This window comes from Paraburkholderia sp. J41 (assembly GCF_905220235.1).
Lineage (GTDB): Bacteria > Pseudomonadota > Gammaproteobacteria > Burkholderiales > Burkholderiaceae > Paraburkholderia.
On sequence record NZ_CAJMZE010000004.1, the window covers coordinates 208,410 to 232,867 of the forward strand.

26 protein-coding genes are annotated in these 24,458 nt (G+C 65.6%); 12 read left to right on the forward strand and 14 right to left on the reverse strand.

The genetic code is table 11. The features are described 5' to 3' along the window. Positions 1–8 precede the first annotated feature (8 nt). Together U5805_RS06025 and U5805_RS06030 are read right to left on the reverse strand one after the other, a co-directional pair. Entirely contained in the window at positions 9–1,418 is a 1,410-nt protein-coding gene (locus tag U5805_RS06025; protein WP_322102535.1) for an MFS transporter, read from the reverse strand. 152 nt (positions 1,419–1,570) lie between these two features. Continuing rightward, complete coding sequence (locus tag U5805_RS06030) at positions 1,571–2,308, reverse strand: HpcH/HpaI aldolase family protein (RefSeq protein ID WP_322102536.1); 738 nt, start codon at positions 2,306–2,308, stop codon at positions 1,571–1,573. A gap of 372 nt (positions 2,309–2,680) precedes the next feature. On the opposite strand from U5805_RS06030, the gene U5805_RS06035 reads away from it, so the two are divergent. Beyond that, positions 2,681–3,391 (forward strand): EthD family reductase, encoded by a 711-nt coding sequence (locus tag U5805_RS06035; RefSeq protein WP_322102537.1) that lies wholly within the window; start codon positions 2,681–2,683, stop codon positions 3,389–3,391. Next, positions 3,388–4,488, forward strand: a complete 1,101-nt coding sequence (locus tag U5805_RS06040) for an LLM class flavin-dependent oxidoreductase (RefSeq protein ID WP_322102538.1) — start codon at positions 3,388–3,390, stop codon at positions 4,486–4,488. The genes U5805_RS06035 and U5805_RS06040 overlap by 4 nt, the downstream gene beginning before the upstream one ends. Here the strand turns inward: U5805_RS06040 and U5805_RS06045 are convergent. Beyond that, on the reverse strand, positions 4,413–5,900 hold the full coding sequence (locus U5805_RS06045; protein ID WP_322102539.1) for an MFS transporter: 1,488 nt from the start codon (positions 5,898–5,900) through the stop codon (positions 4,413–4,415). The genes U5805_RS06040 and U5805_RS06045 overlap by 76 nt on opposite strands. 121 nt (positions 5,901–6,021) lie before the next feature. On the opposite strand from U5805_RS06045, the gene U5805_RS06050 reads away from it, so the two are divergent. After that, complete coding sequence (locus U5805_RS06050) at positions 6,022–6,942, forward strand: LysR family transcriptional regulator (RefSeq protein WP_322102540.1); 921 nt, start codon at positions 6,022–6,024, stop codon at positions 6,940–6,942. Then, positions 6,939–7,094 (forward strand): hypothetical protein, encoded by a 156-nt coding sequence (locus U5805_RS06055; RefSeq protein WP_322102541.1) that lies wholly within the window; start codon positions 6,939–6,941, stop codon positions 7,092–7,094. The genes U5805_RS06050 and U5805_RS06055 overlap by 4 nt, the downstream gene beginning before the upstream one ends. Positions 7,095–7,110: 16 nt before the next feature. Here the strand turns inward: U5805_RS06055 and U5805_RS06060 are convergent, their stop codons facing one another. The 6 genes from U5805_RS06060 to U5805_RS06085 form a co-directional block, all read right to left on the reverse strand. Then, positions 7,111–7,830 (reverse strand): amino acid ABC transporter ATP-binding protein, encoded by a 720-nt coding sequence (locus U5805_RS06060; RefSeq protein WP_322102542.1) that lies wholly within the window; start codon positions 7,828–7,830, stop codon positions 7,111–7,113. Further along, positions 7,817–8,467, reverse strand: a complete 651-nt coding sequence (locus U5805_RS06065) for an amino acid ABC transporter permease (RefSeq protein WP_322102543.1) — start codon at positions 8,465–8,467, stop codon at positions 7,817–7,819. The genes U5805_RS06060 and U5805_RS06065 overlap by 14 nt, the downstream gene beginning before the upstream one ends. Next, positions 8,464–9,141 carry an amino acid ABC transporter permease gene (locus U5805_RS06070; protein WP_322102544.1) on the reverse strand — a complete coding sequence of 226 codons (678 nt, stop codon included), beginning with the start codon at positions 9,139–9,141 and terminating at the stop codon, positions 8,464–8,466. Before U5805_RS06070 ends, U5805_RS06065 begins: the two co-directional genes overlap by 4 nt. 76 nt (positions 9,142–9,217) lie before the next feature. Next, positions 9,218–10,021: a transporter substrate-binding domain-containing protein gene (locus U5805_RS06075; protein ID WP_322102545.1), complete on the reverse strand. Its 804-nt coding sequence runs from the start codon at positions 10,019–10,021 to the stop codon at positions 9,218–9,220. A 310-nt stretch (positions 10,022–10,331) separates the two neighbouring features. After that, on the reverse strand, positions 10,332–11,093 hold the full coding sequence (locus U5805_RS06080; RefSeq protein WP_322102546.1) for a 3-oxoacyl-ACP reductase: 762 nt from the start codon (positions 11,091–11,093) through the stop codon (positions 10,332–10,334). Positions 11,094–11,187: 94 nt separating this feature from the next. Further along, positions 11,188–11,712, reverse strand: coding sequence for a nuclear transport factor 2 family protein (locus tag U5805_RS06085; protein ID WP_322102547.1), 525 nt, complete (start codon positions 11,710–11,712; stop codon positions 11,188–11,190). Between the two features lie 109 nt (positions 11,713–11,821). Between U5805_RS06085 and U5805_RS06090 the strand changes: the two genes are divergently transcribed. The 3 genes from U5805_RS06090 (at position 11,822) to U5805_RS06100 (ending at position 14,705) form a co-directional block, all read left to right on the forward strand. Continuing rightward, positions 11,822–12,763, forward strand: coding sequence for a LysR family transcriptional regulator (locus U5805_RS06090; RefSeq protein ID WP_322102548.1), 942 nt, complete (start codon positions 11,822–11,824; stop codon positions 12,761–12,763). 125 nt (positions 12,764–12,888) lie between these two features. Continuing rightward, positions 12,889–13,926 carry a zinc-dependent alcohol dehydrogenase family protein gene (locus U5805_RS06095; protein ID WP_322102549.1) on the forward strand — a complete coding sequence of 346 codons (1,038 nt, stop codon included), beginning with the start codon at positions 12,889–12,891 and terminating at the stop codon, positions 13,924–13,926. An 89-nt stretch (positions 13,927–14,015) separates the two neighbouring features. After that, positions 14,016–14,705 (forward strand): CBS domain-containing protein, encoded by a 690-nt coding sequence (locus tag U5805_RS06100; protein ID WP_322102550.1) that lies wholly within the window; start codon positions 14,016–14,018, stop codon positions 14,703–14,705. A gap of 341 nt (positions 14,706–15,046) precedes the next feature. Here the strand turns inward: U5805_RS06100 and U5805_RS06105 are convergent, their stop codons facing one another. Continuing rightward, positions 15,047–16,282, reverse strand: a complete 1,236-nt coding sequence (locus tag U5805_RS06105; protein WP_322102551.1) for a citrate synthase family protein — start codon at positions 16,280–16,282, stop codon at positions 15,047–15,049. 173 nt (positions 16,283–16,455) lie between these two features. Here U5805_RS06105 and U5805_RS06110 point away from each other — a divergent pair, with 173 nt between their 5' ends. Both U5805_RS06110 and U5805_RS06115 read left to right on the forward strand, forming a co-directional pair. Further along, positions 16,456–16,932: a MarR family winged helix-turn-helix transcriptional regulator gene (locus U5805_RS06110; RefSeq protein WP_322102552.1), complete on the forward strand. Its 477-nt coding sequence runs from the start codon at positions 16,456–16,458 to the stop codon at positions 16,930–16,932. A 114-nt stretch (positions 16,933–17,046) separates the two neighbouring features. Then, positions 17,047–18,285 carry an MFS transporter gene (locus U5805_RS06115; protein ID WP_322102553.1) on the forward strand — a complete coding sequence of 413 codons (1,239 nt, stop codon included), beginning with the start codon at positions 17,047–17,049 and terminating at the stop codon, positions 18,283–18,285. 99 nt (positions 18,286–18,384) lie between these two features. Here U5805_RS06115 and U5805_RS06120 read toward each other — a convergent pair whose 3' ends face one another. Both U5805_RS06120 and alr read right to left on the reverse strand, forming a co-directional pair. After that, positions 18,385–19,707 carry a diguanylate cyclase gene (locus tag U5805_RS06120; RefSeq protein WP_322102554.1) on the reverse strand — a complete coding sequence of 441 codons (1,323 nt, stop codon included), beginning with the start codon at positions 19,705–19,707 and terminating at the stop codon, positions 18,385–18,387. Between the two features lie 297 nt (positions 19,708–20,004). Then, positions 20,005–21,123, reverse strand: coding sequence for an alanine racemase (alr, locus tag U5805_RS06125; protein WP_322102555.1), 1,119 nt, complete (start codon positions 21,121–21,123; stop codon positions 20,005–20,007). A gap of 49 nt (positions 21,124–21,172) precedes the next feature. Between alr and U5805_RS06130 the strand changes: the two genes are divergently transcribed. Beyond that, positions 21,173–21,355, forward strand: coding sequence for a hypothetical protein (locus U5805_RS06130; RefSeq protein ID WP_322102556.1), 183 nt, complete (start codon positions 21,173–21,175; stop codon positions 21,353–21,355). Between the two features lie 9 nt (positions 21,356–21,364). On the opposite strand, the gene U5805_RS06135 is transcribed toward U5805_RS06130, so the two are convergent. Continuing rightward, the gene (locus U5805_RS06135) at positions 21,365–22,240 is read right to left on the reverse strand and encodes a LysR substrate-binding domain-containing protein (protein ID WP_322102557.1); all 876 of its coding nucleotides are present in this window, start codon (positions 22,238–22,240) and stop codon (positions 21,365–21,367) included. Positions 22,241–22,351: 111 nt separating this feature from the next. On the opposite strand from U5805_RS06135, the gene U5805_RS06140 reads away from it, so the two are divergent. Together U5805_RS06140 and U5805_RS06145 are read left to right on the forward strand one after the other, a co-directional pair. After that, positions 22,352–22,777 carry a VOC family protein gene (locus U5805_RS06140; protein ID WP_322102558.1) on the forward strand — a complete coding sequence of 142 codons (426 nt, stop codon included), beginning with the start codon at positions 22,352–22,354 and terminating at the stop codon, positions 22,775–22,777. Between the two features lie 193 nt (positions 22,778–22,970). Continuing rightward, entirely contained in the window at positions 22,971–23,519 is a 549-nt protein-coding gene (locus U5805_RS06145; protein ID WP_322102559.1) for a hypothetical protein, read from the forward strand. A gap of 156 nt (positions 23,520–23,675) precedes the next feature. Here the strand turns inward: U5805_RS06145 and U5805_RS06150 are convergent, their stop codons facing one another. Next, positions 23,676–24,341, reverse strand: a complete 666-nt coding sequence (locus tag U5805_RS06150; RefSeq protein ID WP_322102560.1) for a DUF2278 family protein — start codon at positions 24,339–24,341, stop codon at positions 23,676–23,678. Between the last annotated feature and the right edge of the window lie 117 nt (positions 24,342–24,458).

The following is a 24,458-nucleotide window of genomic DNA, read 5'->3' on the forward strand; positions in this document are numbered from 1 at the left end:
TGGATTCCTTAGCGATGATTCGGCTCGCGGTCCGTCGCATTCGGCACGTCATTCGGTGCGTCATTCGGTGCGTTATGCGGTACACGACGCGGCGCACGATGCGGTGCGCTAAGCGGCGCGCTGACGGAGACGAACGCCAGCAACACGACGGCAAGCAGCGAGACGGCGGCGAACAGGTACATGGCGTCGTCGAGGCGATTCGTCAGCGTCTTGATCCAGCCGACGATGTACGGCGAGAAAAACCCGGGCACGTTGCCGAGCGACGTAATGAACGCAATCGCCACGGCGGCGGCCGTGCCTTGATAGCTTGCGGTCGGCAGATTCCAGAACACGGGGAGCGACGCCATCAGGCCGAACATCGCGAGACTCAGCACCACCATCGACCACGCGACGCTATTGACGACGAACGGGCTCGCGGCCCAGCCCGCCGCGGCGAGTAACGAAAGCACCATCAGCGTGCCGCGCGTGTTCTGGCGGCGGTCGACGTGCGCGGCGACGAAGAACATCGCGACCGTGGCAACGGCCCAGGGAATCGCCGAGAGCAGCCCGATGGACAAGGGGTCCTTGACGCCCGATGACTTGATGATCGTCGGCAGCCAGAACACGAAGCCGAAGAACGACATGCCGTAGCAGCCGTAAATACCCGAAAATACCCAGACGCGCGCGGAGCGCAGCACGCGGCCCGTGGAAACTTCGCTCGTGGCGGCGCGGTCGCTCGCGATCAATGCCGCGAGCTGCTGCTTTTCCGATGCGCTTAGCCACGCGGCGCGCTCGGGCGTGGGCGGCAGATAGAACAGTGTCGCCACACCCAGCAACACCGAAGGCACGCCTTCGATCAGAAACAGCCATTGCCAGCCCGCGACGCCGCTGAGTCCGGTCATGCTGTGCAGAATCGCGCCCGAAACCGGCCCAACCACCACGCCCGCAATGGCAATGGCGGTCATGAAGATCGCCGTCATTTTCGTACGATATTCGCGCGTGAACCAACTGGTGAGATAAAAAATCACGCCGGGGAAAAAGCCGGCTTCCGCCACGCCCAGCAAAAAGCGCATCACGTAGAACTGCATGGGCGTATGCACGAACATCATGCAAGCCGAGACAGCGCCCCACGAAATCATGATGCGGGCGATCCAGCGATGCGCGCCGTATTTTCTAAGTAGAACATTGCTTGGCACTTCGAACAAAACATAACCGATGAAGAAGATGCCCGCGCCTAGGCCGTAGACGGTTTCGGAGAAACCGAGTTGATCGAGCATTTGCAGCTTGGCGAACGCCACATTCATCCGGTCGACCTGAGCGATCAGGTAACAGATGAACAGCAAGGGCATCAAGCGCCAGGCGATCTTGCCAAAGAGCGCGCGCGAAGCATCGCGCGATTCAGACGGCAGCGTACCGATAATGCTTTCTTCGGGAACCATGCTGGCCTCACTTCGTTGTTTTTCTCTGAGACGTGTGGGAAGAGGGCGGCCGCCATACTGCAACCACCGTCGTTCACGATGGACGCCCCATGATCGACAACCTGCGCGGCCGGCGCACGACTGCCCGCGCGCGGCTCGCCACGCGCAGCGCGTTACGGCATGGCGCTGGCGTGCGCTGTGATGAAGCCTTGCTTGACGAGGTCGATGTCGTTCGCGGCAACCGCCATGCGGTAGCCGTTCGCGAATGCCTTGCGTGCGCCTGCGGCGTCGCCGGTGAAAAGGCCGCACGGCAGGCCGCGTTCGCGCGCCGCCGCGAGCACGCGCTCGCAGTCGCGCGCAATGACTTGCGCGTCGGTCGTGCCGCGCGAAAGCGAGAGGTCGCCCGTGCCGACGAAGAGATAGTCCACGCCCGGCACGGCCGCGATCGCGGCGGCGTTTTCCACGCCGGCCACGGTTTCGATCAGCATGCCGACGGCAACGTGGCGGTCGGCGTCGAGCATGGTTTCGATGCCGGCGAGCAGCGGCCGCACGCCGCCCGCCGACCGGCTGCCGAAGGGCGGATAACGCGAGGCCGACACGGCGCGACGCGCGTCGTCGGCGCTTTCTATCATGGGAATCAGCACCGAAGCGGCGCCCGCGTCGAGCGCTTGCGCAATGGCATGCGGCGAGTTTTCCGCGCAGCGCCCGATGACCGGCACGCGCAGGCGCACGGCGGCGATGGCCGCTTCGAGCGTGCCGCGCTCCCACAAGCCGTGCTGTAGATCGAGCACGATGGCGCCTGGCGCGGCGTGTGTCGCGAACTCCACAAGCGGCGGACTGCCGAGCGCGAGCCAGAAAATATCGACTGGCGCAGCGTCCTGCAAACGAGGCTTGAGCGACGAAAAGAGCATGACAGGTTTCCCCGAGCGTCTGGCGCTACGTTCACAAGTTCGCGCCTGTGTTCGTCCTGTGTGATTCGCCGCGGATGCCGTTGCGGCCGCGCCCTGACAGGAATGCTGGGCACGTCGGTCAAAAACTGAATTCAGAATATTTTTGAAAAAAAAGAATGTCAAACGACAACCATGAAATTTTCTGGGATCGCGGGTTTACGCGCAGATTCCGCGGAAAATTTGCGGTACCACCCACCGCACGTTGACTTAAAAATTGGCAAACCATATTCTGTATTCAGAAATCAGTTTGCACGAAAGAAGTGCATCGGCGGTGCGTTCGGGCGGGGCATTGGCTTTGCCGGCGAGCGGCCGTGTTTGCTGGGAGACCGCGCCTTGGAAATCGCCTTGTTTCTGACGTATCGCACGCCCGCGAATGCGGGACCGGCGCCGCTCGCGCTGTTCGAGGCGCAGCTCGCGGCGGCGCCGGGTGTACGGCAAGCCCTCATGCACGTGCCCGCCACGGCGAACGACCCGTATTTAAAGGACGAACACGCGCCGCAACTCGTGCTGCAACTCTACTTCGACGAACTCGCTGCGCTTGACGCAGCCACGTCGGCGAACGGCTGCCTTCAGGCGTTGACCGACCGGCGCGCGATAACGTGGGCCGGCGGCGCCGAGATCGCGCAGCAAGCCATGGCCGTGCGCCGTTTCGTAAGCTCGCCGCCGCCCGCGGGCCGCGCGCGATGCACTTATCTGGTGGCCTACGAAGGCGCGCCGCACGATTACGATGCATGGCTCGGCCACTATCTCGCGGGACATGTGCCGCTGATGCAGCGCTTGCCGGACATCCGCGAACTCGAGGTGTACACGCGTCTGGAATCGGCGAGCGCGTTGCCCGCGCGGCGCGAAGGCGCGGTGCAGCGCAACAAGGTCGTGTTCGACGACGCGGCGGCGCTCACGCATGCGCTGAATTCGCCCATTCGCCACGAGATGCGCCGCGACTTCGAAGCGTCGCCGCCATTCGACGGGCACAACGTGCATTACCCGATGTCGAGCCATGCGGTGCCGCTCGCGCCCGCGCATCCCATAGGAGCGAACCGATGAGCCGTGCCGTTCAGAACCCCATGCGCGGGCCGAATCCGTTCAAGATCGGCGTCTTTTCCGCGAACGCCGACGGCGGCCTCAGTTTCACCACGGTGCCCGAGCGCTGGACCGCGCAGTGGGACGATGTGCAGCGCGCCGCCGTGATCGCCGACCGCGGCGGCCTCGATTTCTTCTTGCCGATCGCGCGCTGGAAGGGATTCGGCGGCGCGACCAACGCACGCGAGTGGTCCTTCGAAACCTTTACGTTCGCGGCCGCGCTCGCCGCCGTGACCGAACGCATCGCGTTGTTCATGACCGTGCATGTGCCGCTCGTGCATCCCATCTACGCGGCCAAGGCGCTGGCTACCGTCGATCACGTAAGCCACGGCCGCGCGGGACTCAATATCGTTTGCGGCTGGAATCCCGACGAATTCGCGATGTTCGGCACGAAGCTCAGCGAAACGCCGTATGTGCAGGCGGGCGAGTGGACGGAAATTCTCACCCGGCTTTATAACGATCCCGAACCGCTCGACTTCGAAGGTCAGTTCTACCAATTGAAGCAGGCGGTCTCCCGGCCCGCTGCGTTGCAGTCGCCGCGACCGGTCACGATGAACGCGGCATTCGGACCGCCGGGGCGCGATTTTGCCGCGCAGTATTGCGATTATCTGTTCACCACGTTCACCGATATCGAAGCGGGACGCCAGCATATCGCCGACGTTCGCGCGCGCGGCGAGCGAGTGGGGCGCGACATCGGCGTATACACGGTCGCGCACGTCGTTTGCCGCGAAACCGAAAAGGAAGCGCGCGATTACTACGACTATTACTCGCGCGATCACGCCGACGAAGCCGCGCTCGACTATCACATGAAGCAGAAGCAGGGCTTTTCGAAGAGTCACGAGGACGACGCGTATCGCCTGTATCGGCAGCGTTTCGCGGCGGGCACCGGCAGTTATCCGCTCGTGGGCACGCCCGGGCAGATCGTCGAGCAGATGGCGAAAATGCAGCAAGCCGGATTCGGCGGCGCGGCGCTGACCTTTGTGAATTACGCCGAGGAATTGCCGTTCTTTTGCGAGCGCGTCGTGCCGCTGATGCGCGAACGCGGCTTGCGCGTCGAGTGAGCCGGCGATGAGTTCGGCAATGAATCTGGCAATGAGTTCGGCGGACAACGCGACTTGAGGCCGAATAGCGCCGCCAGCGCCGTGGCCATCGTCAAAAGGGCGGCGAGCACGACGGCAATGTGCAATCCATGCACGAGGCCATGCGGCGCGGCGCTCACGAGCGAGCCGAAAATGCCCACGCCGAGCATGCCGCCGATCTGGCGCGCGGTGTTGAGCACACCCGACGCAATGCCGATGGAAGTGGGCTCCACGTGCGCCAGCACGGCCGTGTTGATCGCGGGAACGGCGAACGCCACGCCCACGCCCACGGCAAACAACGGCGCGGAGATCGCCAGCGCGGAACTCTGCGCATGAACGAACGCGAGCGAGACATAGCCCGCCGAGGCCAGCACCTGGCCGCCGATCATCGACAACCGGTAGCCGAAGCGCGCATTGAGCGCGCCGGAAACGACGTTCGCGACCGTCACCACGGCGGTCATCGGCAAAAACGCGAGTCCCGCTTCGAGCGGCGTATCGTGGCGCACGCCCTGAAAAAACAGGCTCATCGCGAACATCAGCCCGTAATAGCCGAAATTGAGCGACATGCCCGTCAACGCGCTTACGTTCACGACGGACTCGCGAAACAGCGCAAGCGGCAACAACGGCTGCGCCTGGCGCGCTTCGACCATCACGAACAACGCGCCCGCCGCGAGCGCAAGCGCGAACAGGCCGAGCACGGCCGGGCTCGTCCACCCGAGCCGGCCGCCTTCGACAACGGCATACGCCAACGCTGCCAGCGCGACGACCGCGAGCGCTTGCCCGAGCAGGTCGAGATGGCGCGCGGCGTGGCGCACGGTGTCGGGGGCGTGCGCGAGGGTCAGCCAGATGCCGGCCACGCCCACCGGTACGTTGATCAGAAAGATCGAGGCCCAGCCGAACCGATCGACGAGCATGCCGCCCACGAGCGGTCCCGCGCCCAGCGCGAGCGCGGCCGTGCCCGCCCAGATGCTCACCGCCCTGGCTCGCGAGCGCGACTCGGGAAACGCCGCGCCGAGCAGCGCGAGCGAGGAAGGCACGCACAGCGCCGCGCCCACGCCTTGCAGCACGCGCGCGACGATCAGCGTCGCGCCGTTCGCGGAGAGCGCGCAGCCCACCGAAGCCACGGTGAAGATCGCGAAGCCGCTCACGAACACGCGGCGCGCGCCAAGGCGGTCGGCCAGCGCGCCCGCACTGAGCAAAAGGCTCGCGAACGCCAGCGTGTACGCGTTGACCACCCATTCGAGGCCCGTTGCGTCGATGGCGAGACTCGCGCGAATGCGGGCGAGCGCGACGTTTACGACCGTGACGTCGAGACAGACGATGACGAAACCCAGGCTCGCGGCAAGCAGGGCGAGGCGGGGTGAAGGAGTAACAGGAGTAACGCGTGATTGCATGGCGGTCGAGCAAATTCGATGCGAGCCGAAAGGCCCGCGCATCGTGCAGGACGACTTTATTGCCAAATAAACGTTGGATAAATGCGCGGCGAATTCGAACAGAACTCAGTAATATTGCGCAATGGATCTTTTAAAAGCGATGACTGTGTTCGTGCGCGTGGTCGAGTCGGGCAGCCTCACGGCGGCGGCCGTGGCATGCGATCTCTCGCCCACCATGGTCGGCAATCATTTGCAGGCGCTGGAAGCGCGGCTCGGCGCACGGCTGATTCACCGCACCACGCGCAAGCAGCAGCTCAGCGCATTCGGGCAGACGTATTACGAGCGCTGCGTGGAAATTCTCGGCCTTATCGACGACTCGGAGCGGCTCGCGCTCGATCATCTCGCCACGCCGCGCGGCCGCTTGCGCATCACGGCGCCCGTGGTTTTCAGCAACGAATGCCTGATTCCCGTCATCGGCGACTATTACGCGCGCTATCCCGAAGTGAAGCTCGACATCGTGGCGACCGACGCGTTGTCCGATTTGATCGCCGACGGGTTCGAGGCGGCCATACGCATCGGCGCGTTGGGCACGCCCGATGTGGTGGCGCGGCCGCTCGCCTCGTATCGTCTCGTGCTGTGCGCGTCGCGGGCCTATCTCGACGCGCACGGCGAGCCCGCGACGCCCGCGGCGCTGACCGCGCATCAGTGCCTGACCTACGCGTATCCGCCGCGCTCGGAGTGGTACGCGGCGCAGGCCGAATGGACCTTGCAAGGGCCGGCTGGCCGCGTGAGCGTGCCCGTGGACGGCCGCCTGAAAATCGACAACTCGGAAGCGCTGCGCCGCGCCGTGCTGCGCGGCCTCGGTATCGCCATGCTGCCCGCCATGCTCGTGAATGCCGATTTGCGCGCGAAGCGGCTAGTCGAAGTCTTGCCGGGTTTTGCCGCGCCCGAGCGCATGCTCAATCTGCTTTATCTGCGCGAACGGCAAATCTCGCCGAAGCTGCGCAGTTTTATTGATTTCATCGTGGAGCGTTTTGGGCAAGCGGGAGATTCAGCGCGATGAAAACGGTGGCCGAGCCATGCGCCTTTATCTCGCGCGGTAATTGCGCGAATCGGGCTGCTGAAATCGAGCGAATTATCGAAGCCGCCGATCGCGCTTCGACAACTCGCATTCTTGATTTGCGCGCCGCAGCCATTGCTGAATGCGCTGATTAACGCCACGCCGCGCGCTTCATTGAATAAAGCGCCGCAATTCCACCGTCGAAGGTTGGTCGAAAATCGCCTCCGGCGGCCCGCTTTCCCACACGCGGCCTTCGTGCATGAACACCACCAGATCGCTCACCGCGCGCGCGAAACGCATTTCGTGCGTGACCATGACAAGCGTCATGTCCTCGCGCGCGAGGCTTTCCACCACGCTCAGCACTTCGCCCACGAGTTCGGGATCGAGCGCGGAGGTGATCTCGTCGCAAAGCAGCACGCTCGGCTTCATCGCCAGCGCGCGGGCAATCGCCACGCGTTGCTGCTGCCCGCCCGAAAGCTGGTCGGGATAGGCGTCGAACTTGTTGCCGAGCCCCACGCGTTCGAGCATCTGCTGCGCGGTCGCGCGCGCCTCGCCGCGCGACGTTTTCTTCACCACCGTCTGCGCGAGCATCACGTTTTGGCCCGCCGTGAGATGCGGAAACAGGTTGTATTGCTGGAACACCATGCCCACTTTCAGGCGCAGCGCGCGCAAGTCGGCGTGGCGGGCATCGACGTGTTCGCCGTCGATTTCGATCGAGCCCGCGTCGATGCTTTCGAGGCCGTTGAGCGTGCGCAGGAAGGTGCTCTTGCCCGAGCCGCTGCGGCCGATGATGCTCACGACCTGGCCGCGCTCCACGGCGAGATCAATGCCCTTGAGCACGTGATTCGCGCCGAATTGCTTTTCGACGCCTTGCGTTTTAACGAGCGGCATGCCATTTCCTTTGCAGCGAACGCGCGTACCGCGTGAGCGGATAGCACAGGATGAAGTAGATCAGCGCGACGAGCCCGTAGACGAGAAACGGCCGGAACGTCGCGTTCGAGATTTGCGTGCCCGCTTTCGTCAGTTCCGCGAGGCCGATGATCGAGACGAGCGCCGTGTCCTTGATCGCCTGCACGCCGAAGCCGACCGTCGGCCCGATCGCGATGCGCAAGGCTTGCGGCAGGATCACGTGGCGCAGTTGCTCGAAGTAATTCATCGCGAGACTGGACGACGCTTCCCACTGGCCTCTGGGAATCGCTTCCACGCAGCCGCGCCAGATTTCGGCGAGATACGCGCTCGTGAAGAACGTGAGGCCGAGCGTGGCCGCGACCCACGGCGAGACCTCCACGCCGATGAGCGGCAGGCCGAAGAACACGATGAAGAGTTGCAGCAGCAGCGGCGTGCCCTGAAACACCTCGATATAAAGCCGCACGAGCGCGCGCAGCACGCGCGAGTTCGACACGCGCATCACGAGCAGCACGAGTCCGACCGCGCCGCCCGCGAGGAACGACACGAGCGAAAGCACGACGGTCCAGCGCGCGGCCAGCAGCAGCCCTTCGAGGATTTGCGCGAAAGTGAATTCGATCATCGCGTGCCTCGCGGGTTGCGTGCGAACAGCCGGCGTGCGGCGGCGTTGAGCGCGGCGCGCAGCACGAGCGCCATCGCCAGATAAATGCCGGCGATCAGAAAGTACGTTTCGAACGCGCGGAAGTTGCGCGACTGCACGTAGCTCGCCGCATAGGTGAGATCGGCCACGGAAATCTGCGAGACGACGGCCGAGCCGAGCATGGTGATGACGATCTGGCTCGTGAGCGCCGGAAAGACCTTCGCGAACGCTTGCGGCAGCAGCACGTGAAGGAAGGTTTCACGGCTCGACATCGCCAGCGCGGCGGCCGCTTCGCGGTGCCCGCGCGGCACCGCGTCGATGCCCGCGCGCAGGATTTCCACCGAGTACGCGCCCAGGTTGAGCGTCATGGCGAGCACGGCCGCCGAGTATTCGCCGATATGCACGCCGAGCGCGGGCAGGCCGAAAAACACGAAGAACAACTGCACGAGAAACGGCGTGTTGCGGATCGCTTCCACATACGCGTGAACGAGCGCGCGCGGCGCCGCACGGCGGCTCTGGTACGCGGCGGCGCCCGCCACGCCGAGACTCACGCCGAGCGCCGTGGAGGCGGCGGTGAGCGCGAGCGTGACGGCCGCGCCGGACGCGAACATGCCGCTATAACCGGCAAGGTCGCCGAACTGAAGCTGGTAGCTCATGAGCGGAAAAGAGGGGTGCGCACGGGGAGGGCGCGCGCCGCACGCAGCGGCGCGCAAGAGGTGGATGGGGAACGTGTCACAGACCGGCGGGCAGCGGCTGGCCGAACCACTTCTTCGACATCGCCTGAAGCGTGCCGTCCTTCTTCGCCTGGTCGATGGTGGCGTTGACCTTCGCGAGCAGTTGCGGCTCGTTCTTGTCGAGCCCCACGAAGCACGGCGAATCCTTGATGACGAACTTCATTTGCGGCTCGCGCGGCGGGTGCTTCGCGAGTATCGCCGCGGCCACGATGTTGCCCGCCGCGATCAACTGCACCTGGCCGGAGAGAAACGCCTGAATGGTGGCGTTGTTGTCGTCGAAACGGCGGATGGTGGCGTTGGGCGCCATGTTGGTGAGCGCGACTTCCTCGAGCGCGCCGCGCGTGGCGCCCACGGTCTTGCCGGTGAGGTCGGCCGGGCCGCTCACCTTGATGTCGGCGGGACCGAACACGCCCTGGAAGTACGGCGCGTAGGCCGCCGAAAAGTCGATGACCTTCTCGCGCTCGGGCGTTTTGCCGAGCGAGGAAATCACGAGATCGACCTTGTCGGTCTGGAGGTACGGAATGCGGTTGCCGCTGTTCACGGGCACGAGTTGCAGCTTCACTTTCATGGACTTCGCGAGCAGCGCGGCCATGTCGATGTCGTAGCCTTGCGGCTGCATGTCGGGGCCGACCGCGCCGAACGGCGGATAATCCTCCGGCACCGCCACGCGCAGCGTGCCGCGCTTTTCGATGGCGCCGAGCGCGTCGGCGTGCGCGCTTTGTGCCGCGAAAACGGTCAGCGCGGGTACGGCGAGGAGTGCGAGCAGGCGTCGGCGCGTCGCGAGTTTGGGTTGGAAAGCCATCGTGTAGTCCCCGGGAAAGTGGTGGGCGCGATCCGTCGTTTCGCGTGCAGGCGATGCATTAAGCAAAGGTCGAGCCAGGCGCGGCGCGGCGGGCGCGAGCGGGCCATGCGGGGAAGGAGGCGGCGGAAAAATTCGTCACGGCGGCGCACGAATTCACTGCTTTGGTGCGCAGCGAAGCGGGAAGAAGGAAGAGAGCGGCGGGCGGACGCGCGAGGTCCGCCGTGGTCCGCCGTGGTCCGCCGACGCAAGGCGCCGGCGGTTTTTTAGCCGCGGGTTCGAGAAACCGGCGAACGCGTGCGAACTTCGGCGCTCAGCCCTTCACGAGCCCGCCATCGACGACAAGATTCTGGCCCGTCACCGCGCGCGCCCACGGCGAAAGGAAGAACAGCACGGCGTCGGCGAATTCGGCGGGCGTTGTCACGCGGCGCAGCGGCGTGAAACCCGCCACCATGTCGAACACCGCCTCGGGCGTGGCGCGGCTCGCGTCCGTGGTGCGCAGCAAGCCGCCCGAGACCATGTTCACGGTGATGCCGTCCGGCCCGAGGTCGTTGGAGGCGGTGCGCGTGAGCGCGAGCAGCGCCGCTTTGGCCGCCGTGTAGTCGTGATACGGCACGACGGGATTCTGGAACAGATTGGTGCCCACGTTGACGACGCGCCCGAAGCCCGCCGCGCGCATGGCGGGCAGCGCGGCCTGGATCGTGTTGAGCGCGCCCTTGAGCGCGCCGTCGATCTGCTGCTGAAAGCGCGTCCACTCGATCTCGCCGAATTTGGGCCGCGCGTCGCCGTCGAAGCGGAAATCGGCCAGCGCGTTGTTCACCACGGCCAGCACGGGGCGCCCGCTTTTTGCCTGCGCTTGCTCGAAAAGACGCGCGACCGAAGCCGCGTCGGTAACGTCGGCCTGCACCGCAATGACGCGCGGCCCGAGCCGTTCGGCCAGCGCTTTCGCTTGCGCTTCGCTGCGGCGGTAGTTGACGACGACGTTCGCGCCTTCGCGGGCGAGCGCTTCGGTGATCGCCGCGCCAAGGCCGCGCGCGCCGCCGGTAACGAGTACGTTTTGTTCGGACAGCAGCATCGACTTCTCCGGTTTCGTTCTAAACAAGCCGATGATTATGCCGCGCGGCGGATTTTGCGGCCTTCGCGCTTCCGGATGCGATGGCTTCCCGCGCTCACGGCCTAACCCTGCGCCACAGATCGTCGAAGGCGATGCTGTCGAAAAACGCCGTCGCGCGCACGACTTTGCCGTGCTGCATGGAGAGCAGCCAGACGTAACTGTTGGCGTACGGCTTGCCGTCGTTGGCGACGCCCGCGCCGTCGAACCACGCGACCACCGTGTCGCCGTCGGCATACACGCCGTTGATGCGGCGCGGCCGGAACGGGTCCGCCGAATGCGCGAAGCGCGCGCCGAACGGGGCGAGGATTTTCGTCATCAGCTCGGCGCGTCCGTGTGTCGTACCCGCGGCGAGCGAACGGCCCGCGATGGTCCATTCGATATCGTCCGAAAGCAGTGCGGCCAGCGCGCCGGCGTCGCCACTCATCCACGCGTCGAGCGTCGTTTCGACAACCGCCTTGTTCGATGCCGTCATGGTGTGTTGCTCCGTGATCTGGGTGAAAGTGTCCGCGACGACGGAAGCCGAGGCGCCGCCCATGAAGAACGTCGCCGCTGCAAGCAGGCAAATCATGCGTTGATTCATGGATTTTTCCCGAGTTGACGGCTTGCGCCGTTGCATGAGTGACGACTATAGAAGCGCACGATTGCTGGGTCTATGGCATAGAATCCGCATGCCCCAGTGGTAAAACGCCATGAATCAACGTCCCAGCCTGACCGAACTCACCGCCTTCATTCAAGTCGTGCGCCACGCGAGCTTTCGCGCGGCCGCGGACGAACTGGGCGTGTCGCCTTCCACGCTCAGCCACATGATGCGTGCGCTGGAGGAGCGGCTTGGCGTGCGGCTGTTCAATCGCACCACGCGCAGCGTCGCGCCGACCGAAGCGGGCACGCGGCTCTTTCAAAGCCTCACGCCGGTGCTGAGCGAACTCGATCTCGCGCTGCACGACGTCAACCGCTTTCGCGAGCGGCCTTCGGGCGTGCTGCGGATCAATGCATCGGAAGCCGCCGCCGATTTGCTGGTCAATCGCTTCGTGCCCGTATTTCTCGATCGTTATCCCGAGATGCACGTCGACGTCGTGACCGAAGGCCGGCTGATCGACGTGGTGGCGGAAGGCTTCGACGCCGGCGTGCGCCTCGCCGAATCGGTGCCGCAGGACATGGTCGCGGTGCCGCTGGGCGGCGCGGTGACGTTTCTGGCCGTGGCGTCGCCCGCGTATCTGGCGGCGCACGGCACGCCGCGCACGCCCGACGATCTGGCGCGGCACCGCTGCATCCGTTTTCGCCTGCCGGGCGGCAAGCTGTATCGCTGGGAATTCGAGCAGCACGGTCAGCCATTGCGCGTGGAGGTGAGCGGACCGCTCACGCTCGACCATATCCGCTTGATGGCCGAGGCGGCCGTGAAGGGAGTGGGCATTGCCTACGTGACGGCGGGCGCGGCGCAGCCCGCGATCGACCGTGGGCTGCTGGTGCCCGTGCTTTCCGACTGGGTGCCGTCATTCGAAGGCCACTGCCTCTATTACCCGAGCCACCGGCTCGTGCCTGCCGGCTTGCGCGCGTTCGTCGACGTCGTCAAGGAACTGAAGACGGGAGCCGGTCGCGCGCCGGAATCGTCGTCGGCGTCCAGGACACCGTGACGCACTGCCCGCACGACGCCCGCCCCATTTTCATTTGATCTACGTCAAAAAATATTGCCTCCTTCGGTCCATCATGAAATCGGCGCGCACGCTGACGCTTCATTTTCGGAATGCATGGAGGAAGCATGAAAGCACTGGTCTACAACGGTCCCGGCAGCATCGCCGTCGAAACGCGGCCGATGCCCGCATTGCAGGACGCGGGCGACGCGATCGTCCGGCTCACGAAAACCACGATTTGCGGCACCGACCTGCACATCATCAAGGGCGACGTGCCGAGCTGCACGGCGGGCCGCATTCTCGGCCACGAGGGCGTGGGCGTGGTGCATGAAGTGGGCGCGGGCGTGAGTGCGCTGAAGCCCGGCGACCGCGTGCTGATCTCGTGTATTTCGAGCTGCGGGCAATGCGACTATTGCCGGCGCGGCATGTACTCGCACTGCAAGACGGGCGGCTGGATTCTCGGCAATCGCATCGACGGCACGCAGGCCGAATATGTTCGCATTCCGCACGCGCAAACGAGCCTGTACCGCCTGCCCAACGGCCATGACGAAGCGGCGCTCGTCATGCTCTCCGACATCCTGCCGACCGGTTTCGAATGCGGCGTGCTCAACGGCAAGGTCGAACCGGGCAGCACGGTGGCCATCGTCGGTTCGGGGCCGATCGGGCTCGCGGCGCTGTTGACCGCGCAGTTCTATTCGCCCGCGCAGATCCTCATGATCGACCTCGACGCCAACCGGCTCGAATGCGCGAAGCGCTTCGGCGCGACGGCGTGCGTGAACACGCGCGTGGCCGATCCCGTGGAAGCGGTCATGGAACTCACGGGCGGCGTGGGCGTGGATTGCGCCATCGAAGCGGTGGGCGTTCCCGCCACCTTCGAGCTGTGTCAGCAGATCATCGCGCCGGGCGGCACGATCGCAAACGTCGGCGTGCATGGCGCGCAGGCCTCGCTCTTTCTCGACAAGCTCTGGGACCGCAACGTGACGATCACCACGCGTCTGGTCGATACGGTCAGCACGCCCATGCTGCTCAAGACCGTGTGCGCCGGGCGCATCGACCCGGGGCGCCTCATCACGCACCGCTTCGCGTTCGAAGACGTGCTGAAGGCGTACGAAACGTTCTCGCATGCGGCCAGCACGCAGGCGCTCAAGGTGATTATCGAAATGTGACGGCGCGCGCATCGCGCCATCGCCGCCGCGCCGGCACTCGCGCCTTCCGGGGCGCCACGGAAAACGGCGGCACTTAACGGAGAGTTCTCATGCAAGCATCGGACATCATGACCACGGACGTCGTCAGCGTGCGGCCCGACACCTCGGTATTCGAGGCGGCAACGCTGCTCGCGGAGCAGCACATCAGCGGCGTGCCGGTGATCGACGACCACGGCAATGTCGTCGGCATCCTGACCGAAGGCGACCTGCTGCATCGCGTGGAAATGGGCACGGGCAAGCCGCAGCGAAGCTGGCTTGGCGAATTCCTGCATTCCACGCGCAAGCTCGCGGGCGAATATCTCAAGGAGCATGCCGTGCGCGTGGCCGACATCATGACGGAGAACGTCGTGTCGGTTGCGCCTTCCGCCGATCTGAGCGAAATCGCCGACGTGCTCGAACGTCATCACATCAAGCGCGTGCCCGTGCTGGAGAACGGCAAGCTCGTGGGCATCGTGAGCCGCTCGAACCTGATTCGCGCGCTGGCCGACGCGTTGCGGCCCGACCCGCAAGCCGCCGCGTCGGACGAAGCCATTCGCCATGGCGTGCTGGACGCGCTGCAAGGGCGCCGCTGGGCGATGTCGACGGAAAACGTGGTGGTGAAGGACGGCGTGGTGCACTTCTGGGGCACCGTAAGCTCCGAGGAGGAACGCAAGGCGATTCTCGTTTCTGCGGATCACGTGGCGGGTGTGAAGGGCGTGGAGGATCATCTGGGCTATCCGGTGGTCTTTGCGCAGATGTGAGGCGTGACGCGCGGGCGCATCGAGCGCGCGAGCCCGCGTGCGATGCGTTCCCGCGATGCCGCGCCGGTCATGCAGGCCGATTTCTCGTGTGCAACGGGAATCGGCCTTTTTTGTTGCGTGCGCGCCGCTGGCGGTCGAGGCGCGGCAACGCTCGGCGGCTCGCCGCGACCGCGCGCGCGGCACGAAAACCGGGCTATCAGCGTGGAATGAGATCCGTCGCGAAAGTTGCCGCGGCGGGCGCGATGCCCCGGCAACGAACTCGCGCAGGGGCGCGCCGTGGCGTTCGCAATTCGACTGGCGATTCGCCGATTAACGGCCGCCGCGTTCGCGCAGTGAATGTTTCACTTCGCGCGGCCACGCCGGGCCGAAACGCCCGCAGCGGCTCGCGGCGGCTGGGGCAACCGGGGCGCAGGCCCGACATATGCCGCGCGCGGCCGGATCAAGTCGTTCATGGCGCGCTGTTCGAGCGCGTGCGCGATCCAGCCGACGGCGCGCCCGAGCGCGAACAGGCCGAACGCGGCGCCCGCCGGCAGATTCAGGTGCCGGCGCACGGCAACCAGCGCAAAGTCGACGGAAGGCGGTGCGCCGGCGAGCGTCGCGGCTTCGTCGATCAGCGCTTGCCAGGACTCGTGCTGAGGCAGGATGCGCGCCAGCAACGCGCTCGCGCGCGGGTCGTCGTCGGGATAGAGATGATGGCCGAAGCCCGGCAGGTCCTCGCCGCGAGCAAGCCGCTCGCGCAGCTTCGCGGCCGGCCGCGTTTCGCCCAGTTCGTCCCAGAGCGCTTCGACGCGCGCGGTAGTGGCGCCGTGGCGGTTGCCCGTCAGCGCCGCGAGTCCGGCCACCACCGCCGCGCGCAGGCTCGCGCCGGTCGAGGCCACGCAGCGCGCCGTGAAGCTGGAGGCGTTCAGTTCGTGATCGGCGCATAGCACGAGCGCCATGCGCACCAGGTCCGCGCCTTCGGCATCGAGCTTCCATTGCCTGGCGCATTGCAGATGGATGGGCGCGCCATGCGGTTTGGCGTCGAGCATGCACGCGGCAAGCTGGCGCACCAGCGCGCCGCAACCTTCGGCGAGGCGCTCCGGCGCGCGTTGCCAGGCGGCGGTGCCGGTGTCGTCGCTCACGAGCGTGAAGCCGCGCAGCAGGCTTTCCTCGTAGCGCTCGGGCGCAAGCGTGTCGAGCGCGGCCTGGCGCAACGGATCGGGTGGATGGACCGCGCCGAACGCAACTTCCTTCGGCATCTGCCAGAGCAGGGCGGCGACGTCCTCGAGCGGCAGCCTTGCCGCGAGCGCAACCGCATCCTGACCGCGATAGTACAAACGTTGATCCTGAATCAACGTAATCGACGATTCGAGCACCGGCAGTCCCCAGTCGAGCGCCGTTCGGGCCGCGTCCTTGGGCTTTCTTCCGCGCCGCCGCGTGAGCGCCACGCGCTCGACCTCGCTTTTCAGATAGCGACTTTCGCGCGGCGTTTCGCCGGGCAGCGCGCGCAGCACGCCGCGGCTTACATACGAATAGAGTGTTTGACGCGAAACGCCCAGCAGGGCCGCGGTTTCGACAGCGCTGAGATAACTCGACATGGGAAGGCCGGAGCAAGAGGGACGACGAAGCTATATTGACCCAATTTCTTCCTCGATATCCACGAACGAATCAATGTCGATCGACTTGAGCAATATAAAAAGCGTTTAGCAGCGTTTAGCAAACTATGAAGTTAATCTTTGCAGTTTACCTTCGCATCTCCTAGAATGCGCACATGACACCGCGCACCGATTCGCTTCCTGCCGACCCCGCCCCTGACCGCGCCCCCGACCTTGCGCACGCGCTTGCGGGCGACCTGCGCGCACTGGTGGGCAAGCTCAGGCGCCGGTTTCGCGAGCACGCAATGCTCGGCGACTTTACGCCTTCGCAAATCGCCGTGATTTCGCGGCTCGAGCGCGACGGGCCGGCCACGGTGTCCAGCCTCGCGCGCGCCGAGGGCATGCGCCCGCAGTCGATGGGCACGCTCATCGCGCCGCTCGAAGCCGGCGGTCATGTGATCGGCGCACCCGATCCCAACGACGGCCGTCAAACGCTGTGGTCGCTTACCGAGAGCCTGCGCGCGTCGCTCAGGGAGGGGCGCGCGGCACGCCAGGACTGGCTTTCGCACCGTATCGAGGCGTGTCTTTCGACCGCCGAGCAAAGCCGGCTTGCCGAGGCGCTCGCGTTGCTCGAACGGCTGGTCGATGAGTAGGCGCGCGGGTCGCGCCGCTTGCACCCCGCTTCGCGAATTATTTCGTATCCCTGATTATTTTCGGAGCCGATTCATGGCCGCGACGTCACGCCGCCGCACTGCCGGGAAACGCGCATGAGCGCGCCTGCAACGGGCATTTTTCGATCGCTGAGGAGTTACAACTATCGCGTGTGGGCGGCGGGCGCGCTGGTCTCCAACGTGGGCACGTGGATGCAGCGCACGGCGCAGGATTGGCTCGTGCTCACGGGGCTCACGCATCACAGCGCGGCGGCCGTCGGCATCGTCATGAGTCTGCAATTCGGGCCGCAAATGCTGTTTCTGCCGTGGTCGGGCTATGCCGCCGACCACATGGATCAACGCAAGCTGCTGATGTTCACGCAGGCCACGCTCGGCGCGCTCTCCATCGTGCTGGGCGTGCTCACGGTGCTGCACGTCGTGCAGCTTTGGCACGTGTACGTGTTCGCGTTCCTGTTCGGCTGCACCACGGCGTTCGATTCGCCCGTGCGCCAGACCTTCGTTTCGGAACTCGTGGGCGATGCGGACCTGCCTAACGCCGTCGCGCTCAATTCCACGTCGTTCAACGCGGCGCGCATGATCGGCCCGGCGGTGGCGGGCGTGGTGATCGCCGGAGTGGGCGTGGGCTGGGCGTTCGTGCTCAACGGGCTTTCGTTTGTCGCGGTGCTGAGTTCGCTTACGCGTTTGCGCGTGGACGAATTGCGCGCGGCGCGTCGCAAGTCGCCCGCGAAGGGCGGGCTTGCCGCAGGTTTTCATTACGTGTGGCAGCGCCCCGACCTCAAGGCCATCGTCATCATGCTGTTTCTGCTCGGCACGTTCGGGCTGAACTTCCCCATCTTCATTTCGACGATGGCCGTGCGCGTCTTTCATGCCGATGCGGGCCGCTATGGCTTGCTCTCCTCGCTGATGGCCGTGGGCACGATGAGCGGCGCGTTCTTCGGCGCGGGGCGCAGCCACCCGCGTTTCATGTCGCTGTTGATCGCCTCGGCCGTGTTCGGCGTGGGCTGCACGCTCGCCGCCATTGCGCCGGGCTACTGGTGGTTCGGCGCGGCGCTGGTCGTGATCGGCATTGCGTCGCTCACGTTCATGACCGAAACCAGCAGCCTCATGCAGCTTTCGACGGAGCCCGGCATGCGCGGCCGCGTACTTGCGATCCGGCTTGCCGTGGCGTTGGGCGGCACGCCCATCGGCGCGCCCATCGTCGGCTGGATCGCCGATCATTGGGGGCCGCGCTGGGCCTTGCTGGTAGGCGCCGCGGCCGGCTTCGCGGCCGCCGCCGTCGCCATGCGCGCCGTCGCGCGGCGGGCCCATGTCGCGAACGCGAACGTCACGAAATAAGTCGCTAAACCAGCCCTTAAGCAAGCCCCTTAAGCAAGCCGTTAAACAAGCCGCCAAGGCGCAGCGAGCGCGCGCGTCGCCGTGCGTGCCCTCGTGCTCTTACCCGACCTCGACGCGATTGCGGCCCGATTCCTTCGCGCGGTAGAGCGCACGGTCGGCGCGCTTCATCAGCGCGCCCACGTCGCGGTCGTCGGCGTCGCGCGTGACTACGCCGATGCTCACCGTGAACGGGATGGGCTTCACGCGCCATGCGTGTTCGACGTCCTGCTTTTCGATGCGTCCGCGCAGCGTTTCCGCGATCGCTCGCGCGGTATCCGCATCCGCGCCGGGCAGCGCCGCGACGAATTCCTCGCCGCCCCAGCGCGCGAACAACGTGGGCGCATGCGGAATCGACATGCCGACGTTGCCCAGCATGCGCAGCACTTCGTCGCCCGCATCGTGGCCGTGCGTGTCGTTGATGTTCTTGAAGAAGTCGATGTCGAGAATGAACACGGACAGTACGGTGTTCGCGCCGAGCGCCTTGTCGACGAAATCGAGAAATTCGCGGCGATTCGGCAGTCCGGTGAGCGCATCGGTCACGGCCTGCTTCTTGAGCGCCTGCATGAGTTCCGCACGATCGGTGATGTCGCGCACGACCGCCGTGAACTCCGTTGCGCCGTTGACGTCGATCTTCGCGATGGCAATTTCAACGGGAATGATCGAGCCATTGCGATGCAGGCCGTACACGCTGTTGCTGCCGTCCATGCGCGGCGGCGTCATGCGCCGCACCCTGGTTTGCACCGTGTCCGCGAAGGTTTGCACGTTGTGCGGGTGCTTAGCGCGAAACTGCTCGGGCAACAGCATGACGATGGGTTGCCCGAGCACTTCCCCGGCCGTATAGCCGAACAGGTTTTCCGCCGCGTGATTGAAAAGCGTGATGTTGTGCTGCTGATCGATCGTCACGATGGCGTCGTAAGCCGAATCGACCACCGCGTGATAGCGCGCGGCGCTGGCGGCGTCGGGGTAAGGCGCGGCGGGATCGAGGCCGGTGACGAGCACCTGGGTGCCGTGCGCGTGCGGGATGGGGGTGAGCGAGACGCGCGCGCGGCGCGCGCCTTCGGCCGGTGCATCGGTTGACGCCTGGGCCAGATCGAGTTCCTGCGCCGCGCCGGACGCGAGGCACGCCGCGAGTTTGGCCGCGAACGCGGGCCGCACGGCAGCGGGCACCAGCGCGTCGAATGCAATTGGAAAGGCCGGAATTGCCGAAGTTGCCGAGGTTACCGAGGTTGCCGGGAGCGCGTTGCGCGCGCCGCCGGTCATGCGCAGAAAGGCGTCGTTGCAGGCCGTGATGACAAACTCGCCGCGAGCGTCGCGGCCGACGAGGGCCACGCCGGTCGCGGTGCCGTCCTCGACCTCGGGCGCTGGGTTGGGCCAATCGGACATAGTCTCACCTTGCGAGAATGCTCTAGCGTACCAGGCTAGATATCTTTTGAGCCATTGTTGCATAACCTTGCGCAGGTTTTATGCGCGAAGCGTTCGCAGGCGAATTAACGGCAGCAGATCGCGGCAGCAGAGCACGGCAGTAGAGCACGATGGCGTGAGGCCGCGCTCGTTGCGCGGGCAACCATCGGGGAGAGATCGAGGCGTAACGGCCGCGCCGCAAGACGCAACCGTTAGCGTTATTGATAGATCAATGTAGGGCTTGTGAAAGCTCGTGCCGGGCAGGCGCGCGCCATGAAGTTACGCGGGCGAAACGGCGCGCTCGCCGGATTCGGCGGCCACGTGCGCCACTTCTACCGGCACGCGCCGCGCGAGCGCACACATCAACTCGTAGCCGATGGTGCCGGCGGCCTCGGCCACTTCGTCCACGCGAACCTGGTCGCCCCACAGTTCGACGCTCGATCCGACGCCGGCGTGCGGGCACGGCGTGAGATCGACGGTGAGCATGTCCATCGAAACGCGGCCCACCACGCGCGTGCGCACGCCGTCGACGGCAATGGGCGTGCCGCTTTTTGCATGACGCGGATAGCCGTCGGCGTAACCGCACGCGACCACGCCGATACGCATCGGTTGCTCGACCGCGAAGGTGCGTCCATAACCGATGGTTTCGTGCGGCGCAAGCGTTTGCACGCCGATGATGCGGCTCGTGAGCGTCATGGCCGCGCGCAGGCCCACGCCCTCGATATGGCGCGCCACGCCCGTGGGCGAGGCGCCGTAGAGGATCGTGCCCGGCCGCACCCAGTCGCGGTGCGCGCGCGGATGCCAGAGCACGCCCGCCGAGTTCGATACCGAATGCTCGCCGGGCAAATCGCGCACGGCCGCATCGAACGTATCGAGCTGCCAGTCGACATGCCCGTCGTCGGCGTTCGCGAAGTGCGTCATGAGACCGATCTCGCCGATCGACGCGATTGAACGCGCGCGTTCCCACGCGGCGCGATAAGCATGCGGCCGAAAGCCGAGCCGGTTCATGCCGGAGTTCATCTTGAGCTGGATGTCGAGCGGCCGCTGGTTGCGTTCGAGGCGCGCCGCCGCGAGCAGGTCGAGCTGTTCGTCGCAATGCACGGCCACCGTGAGCCGGTGCGCGACGGCGAGCGCGACGTCGGCGGGCTCGAAAATGCCTTCGAGCAGCAGCAGCGGGCGAGTCCAGCCGAGTTCGCGCACGCGCACGGCTTCGTCGAGATCGAGCAGCGCGATGCCGTCGGCGTTTGCCAGCGCGGGATAAATCCGTTCGATGCCGTGCCCGTACGCGTTGGCCTTGATGACCGCGAACGCGCGCGAGTGCGCCGCGCACTGCTTCGCGAGATGCAGGTTGTGACGGATGGCTTCGGGATGAATGCGGGCTAGGATGGGGCGCGGCATAAACGGGTTGGGGCAGGTTGGGTCGCCTTGGGCGGTTCTGGAAAGAGCGTTGCGTGATATTGGCGATGCAAGGCAAGCCAGTGAATTCCGCAATCGTATTGATTTTTGTCCAGTTATTTTTAATGTATTTTTTGCCGATTTTGGTTGTTTCGACCTTGTTTCGACCAACAAGCCGCGCTCGATCCTTCTCCCGGAAGCCTCTGCGCGGGCACGCACGCGCCCGGCGGCGTGACGAACCCGCTCATGCGGCCGGCAGCGCATGGCTTTCGAGCACTTGCACGAGCATGCGCGCCGGTTCGTTCAATGTGCCGGGCGCACGATGCACGAGGCCGATGTCGCGATGAAACGTGTGCGGCCCGAGGTCGATCGCGCGCACTTTCGCGGGCCAGCGCCGCCATGCCGAGGTTTGCGGCACGAGCGCGACGCCCACGCCGTTGGCCACGAGCTTGACGATGGCGTCCAGTTCGTCGAGTTCGCAGAGATCGCGCACGGCGCCGTGCATGCGGCGCAGAAAGCGGTCCACCTGACGCCCGCCGAACGAAGCGCGGTCATAGCGGATAAACGGCTCGCGCGCGAGCAGCGCGGCCCAGTCGTCGCTCTTGATGTCGCGCGGCACGATCAGCCGGAACGGCTCGCGCGCGAGCGTGGTCCAGCGCAAATCGCTTTGGAGTGCGAACGGCGGGCGAATGATCGCGGCCACGTCGATATCGCCGGCATCGACGAGATTCAGCAGATCCATCGAAAGCCCCGGAATCACGCGCGTGCGGCACGCGGGACAGCGCCGGTAAAACGCGGCGAGCGCATCGGGCAGCAGCGAACGCTGCACCGACGCGATCGCGCCCACCGTCACGCGCCCCGATGCGGCCGGTCCGGCGGCGCTCGTGCTGAGGTTTTCATACAGCCGGATCACTTCCTGCGCCTGCGCGAGAATCTGTTCGCCCATGGCGTTGAGGCGCGCGGCGCGGCCTTCGCGATCGAACAGCGCGAAACCGAGTTCCGTTTCGAGGCGCTGCATTTGCGCGCTCACGGCCGCCTGCGTGAGGCCGATTTTTTGCCCCGCGGCGGCGAACGTGCCTTCTTGCGCCACGGCCACCAGCGTTCTCAGCTCGCGTATCATTGATCAATTTTGTTTGTGAATCGGAAAATTATATATTGGTTTTATTTTTGATTCGCCGCGACTAAGATGGCGCGATAGTTCGACCCTTCCCCACGATTCAGGACCACGAAAATGGCGCTTTCACCGTTTCATCTGGCAATTCCCGTCTACGACCTTGCGGCCGCGCGCGACTTTTACGGTCGCGTTTTCGGTCTCGCCGAAGGACGGTCGAGCACGCAATGGGTGGACTTCGACTTCTACGGCCATCAACTCGTGATTCACGAGCATCCGAAAACGGCGTCGCAGGATCATGCGCACACGAATCCTGTCGATGGCCACGACGTGCCGGTGCCGCACTTCGGCATCGTGCTCGGCTGGGATCAGTGGGAAGCGCTGGCCGAACGCCTGCGCGGCTTCGGCGTGCAGTTCGTGATCGAACCGTATGTGCGCTTCAAGGGGCAAGTGGGCGAACAGGCCACGATGTTTCTGCTCGATCCTTGCGGCAACGCGTTGGAATTCAAGGCGTTCAAGGACATCGGGCAACTGTTCGCGAAGTAAGCCGTCGGTGCGGTTCGGTGCGGGTCGGTGCGTCATCGGCGCCGCGTCGATGTGCGATCAGCGCGGCGCGCGAACGTGGCCGCCGCCGTGCGTCGCGAAAGGGCGTTTTTAAGCGACCTTTAAGACTTGCGCGACATATTGATGGATGCCTTCGCGCAGATCGCGCGCGAAGACTCGATCAACGGAGGATGAAATGCGTTTTCGCACTGCTATCGCGGCGGCCGCGCTGGTCATTGCGCCGGCCGTCGCACTGGCGGCCCAGCCGCTGTTCGTCAACGTGGATGGCCACACGGTGCCGGCTCAAGGGGAAACCCGGGTGGTCCAGACCTCGGCGGGACCGGTGAAAGTCAGTACGTGGAGCTGGCATAGCCCGAACGGCGCGAGCCGCGTCGTGGTGCAGTCGAGCAACGGCGGGCCGCCGCCCGACTGGGCGCTCGCGCAAATGCGCGCGATGAACGCGCAGATGCAGGCCATGCAGATCCAGATGCAGCAGTTCCAGCAGGCGGCGTTCAATGGCTCGCTCGCGATGCCCGCGCCAATGCCGGTCTTGCTCGCCGTGCCCGCGTGGGCGATGCCGCAGCCGGTGATCGTCGTGTATCCGGGACCGGCGCGCGGCCGCGCGGCCACGCCCGCGGCGGCGCCCCAGCGCGTGCCGGGCGCTGTGCCCGAAATCGCTCCCGGAATCGCCCCCGAAATCGCTCCCCAAGCGGCCCCGCCGCGCGCGCCGGGCGTTCACGTTTAATGACGTGCGAGTTGGCGTTCGCCGATGCGTAGCAACGCGTGCTCGCAGGTTCTCGCAGGTGCGCAATACGCTCCGGTAAGCGCCGACTCGCGCCATCGCTTCGAAATGAAACCCCCGGTTTGCCGGGTCCGCGCTTGAAACGCGCCGCGCGCCAGGTCACGAAATCGGCTTCGAATCCGCCGTGGGATTGCCCAGATCGTCGGTGGGCAGATACTGCTGGTCGAACGCCGCCGCATACAGCACCCACTGCGGCTGACCGATATCGACGAGCAGCGCGCCGTCTTGCCAGATGTCGTTGTGATCGTTCTTGTCGTTGCCTTGGCGGTGAACGAATTCGCCCTTCGAGCCCTGATTCATGTGAACGTCGTGCAGGCCGTCGCCTTCGCTGTAGAAGCGGCCGAACACGTACACGTCGAACGACGAGTGCTGCGCGTTCAGCAAAAGGCGTTGCAGCGACGAAACCGGTTGCACCGCGTCCGAGCCGTCCATCACGTCGCTGTCGCGCCACGCGCCCGTATTCGCGAGAAAGTCGCTGCGCTGGAAGTCGAGCGCGGGCAGCGCCTGCGTGCCGGTAAGCGTGGTCGAGCCCGCGGGCGCGGCCTTGAGCTGCTCGACGACGGGATGGCGGAAGTCGTAGACGAGCTTGTACTTGAGCAAGTCGTCGGCGTCGGTCGTGCCCACGTTCACGGCGATATCCCACTGCGCGCCGCTCACGCTCACGCCGAAGTGCAGATGGTATTGAACTTCGTGCGGCCGGCGCGTGGACTTGAGTTGCGGCGCGCTCACGATCTTCGTCTTGACGAAACCATACGGCAGGGCCATGCGTAACTCCTCGCGAGGGGGGATCGACGCATTGTGACGCATCCACATGACGAAGCGCTGACGCGGGCGCGGCGCGCCTTCGCGAGCGCGTGGCCGGAACGAAAAAAGGCTCGCGGT

Bases quoted from the DNA above. Each gene is read 5' to 3' on its own strand.
- U5805_RS06025 (WP_322102535.1), bottom strand. From the start codon at position 1,418: ATGGTTCCCGAAGAAAGCATTATCGGTACGCTGCCGTCTGAATCGCGC.
- U5805_RS06030 (WP_322102536.1), bottom strand. From the start codon at position 2,308: ATGCTCTTTTCGTCGCTCAAGCCTCGTTTGCAGGACGCTGCGCCAGTC.
- U5805_RS06040 (WP_322102538.1), top strand. From the start codon at position 3,388: ATGAGCCGTGCCGTTCAGAACCCCATGCGCGGGCCGAATCCGTTCAAG.
- U5805_RS06045 (WP_322102539.1), bottom strand. From the start codon at position 5,900: ATGCAATCACGCGTTACTCCTGTTACTCCTTCACCCCGCCTCGCCCTG.
- U5805_RS06050 (WP_322102540.1), top strand. From the start codon at position 6,022: ATGGATCTTTTAAAAGCGATGACTGTGTTCGTGCGCGTGGTCGAGTCG.
- U5805_RS06055 (WP_322102541.1), top strand. From the start codon at position 6,939: ATGAAAACGGTGGCCGAGCCATGCGCCTTTATCTCGCGCGGTAATTGC.
- U5805_RS06060 (WP_322102542.1), bottom strand. From the start codon at position 7,830: ATGCCGCTCGTTAAAACGCAAGGCGTCGAAAAGCAATTCGGCGCGAAT.
- U5805_RS06065 (WP_322102543.1), bottom strand. From the start codon at position 8,467: ATGATCGAATTCACTTTCGCGCAAATCCTCGAAGGGCTGCTGCTGGCC.
- U5805_RS06070 (WP_322102544.1), bottom strand. From the start codon at position 9,141: ATGAGCTACCAGCTTCAGTTCGGCGACCTTGCCGGTTATAGCGGCATG.
- U5805_RS06075 (WP_322102545.1), bottom strand. From the start codon at position 10,021: ATGGCTTTCCAACCCAAACTCGCGACGCGCCGACGCCTGCTCGCACTC.
- U5805_RS06080 (WP_322102546.1), bottom strand. From the start codon at position 11,093: ATGCTGCTGTCCGAACAAAACGTACTCGTTACCGGCGGCGCGCGCGGC.
- U5805_RS06085 (WP_322102547.1), bottom strand. From the start codon at position 11,712: ATGAATCAACGCATGATTTGCCTGCTTGCAGCGGCGACGTTCTTCATG.
- U5805_RS06090 (WP_322102548.1), top strand. From the start codon at position 11,822: ATGAATCAACGTCCCAGCCTGACCGAACTCACCGCCTTCATTCAAGTC.
- U5805_RS06095 (WP_322102549.1), top strand. From the start codon at position 12,889: ATGAAAGCACTGGTCTACAACGGTCCCGGCAGCATCGCCGTCGAAACG.
- U5805_RS06100 (WP_322102550.1), top strand. From the start codon at position 14,016: ATGCAAGCATCGGACATCATGACCACGGACGTCGTCAGCGTGCGGCCC.
- U5805_RS06105 (WP_322102551.1), bottom strand. From the start codon at position 16,282: ATGTCGAGTTATCTCAGCGCTGTCGAAACCGCGGCCCTGCTGGGCGTT.
- U5805_RS06110 (WP_322102552.1), top strand. From the start codon at position 16,456: ATGACACCGCGCACCGATTCGCTTCCTGCCGACCCCGCCCCTGACCGC.
- U5805_RS06115 (WP_322102553.1), top strand. From the start codon at position 17,047: ATGAGCGCGCCTGCAACGGGCATTTTTCGATCGCTGAGGAGTTACAAC.
- U5805_RS06120 (WP_322102554.1), bottom strand. From the start codon at position 19,707: ATGTCCGATTGGCCCAACCCAGCGCCCGAGGTCGAGGACGGCACCGCG.
- alr (WP_322102555.1), bottom strand. From the start codon at position 21,123: ATGCCGCGCCCCATCCTAGCCCGCATTCATCCCGAAGCCATCCGTCAC.
- U5805_RS06135 (WP_322102557.1), bottom strand. From the start codon at position 22,240: ATGATACGCGAGCTGAGAACGCTGGTGGCCGTGGCGCAAGAAGGCACG.
- U5805_RS06140 (WP_322102558.1), top strand. From the start codon at position 22,352: ATGGCGCTTTCACCGTTTCATCTGGCAATTCCCGTCTACGACCTTGCG.
- U5805_RS06145 (WP_322102559.1), top strand. From the start codon at position 22,971: ATGCGTTTTCGCACTGCTATCGCGGCGGCCGCGCTGGTCATTGCGCCG.
- U5805_RS06150 (WP_322102560.1), bottom strand. From the start codon at position 24,341: ATGGCCCTGCCGTATGGTTTCGTCAAGACGAAGATCGTGAGCGCGCCG.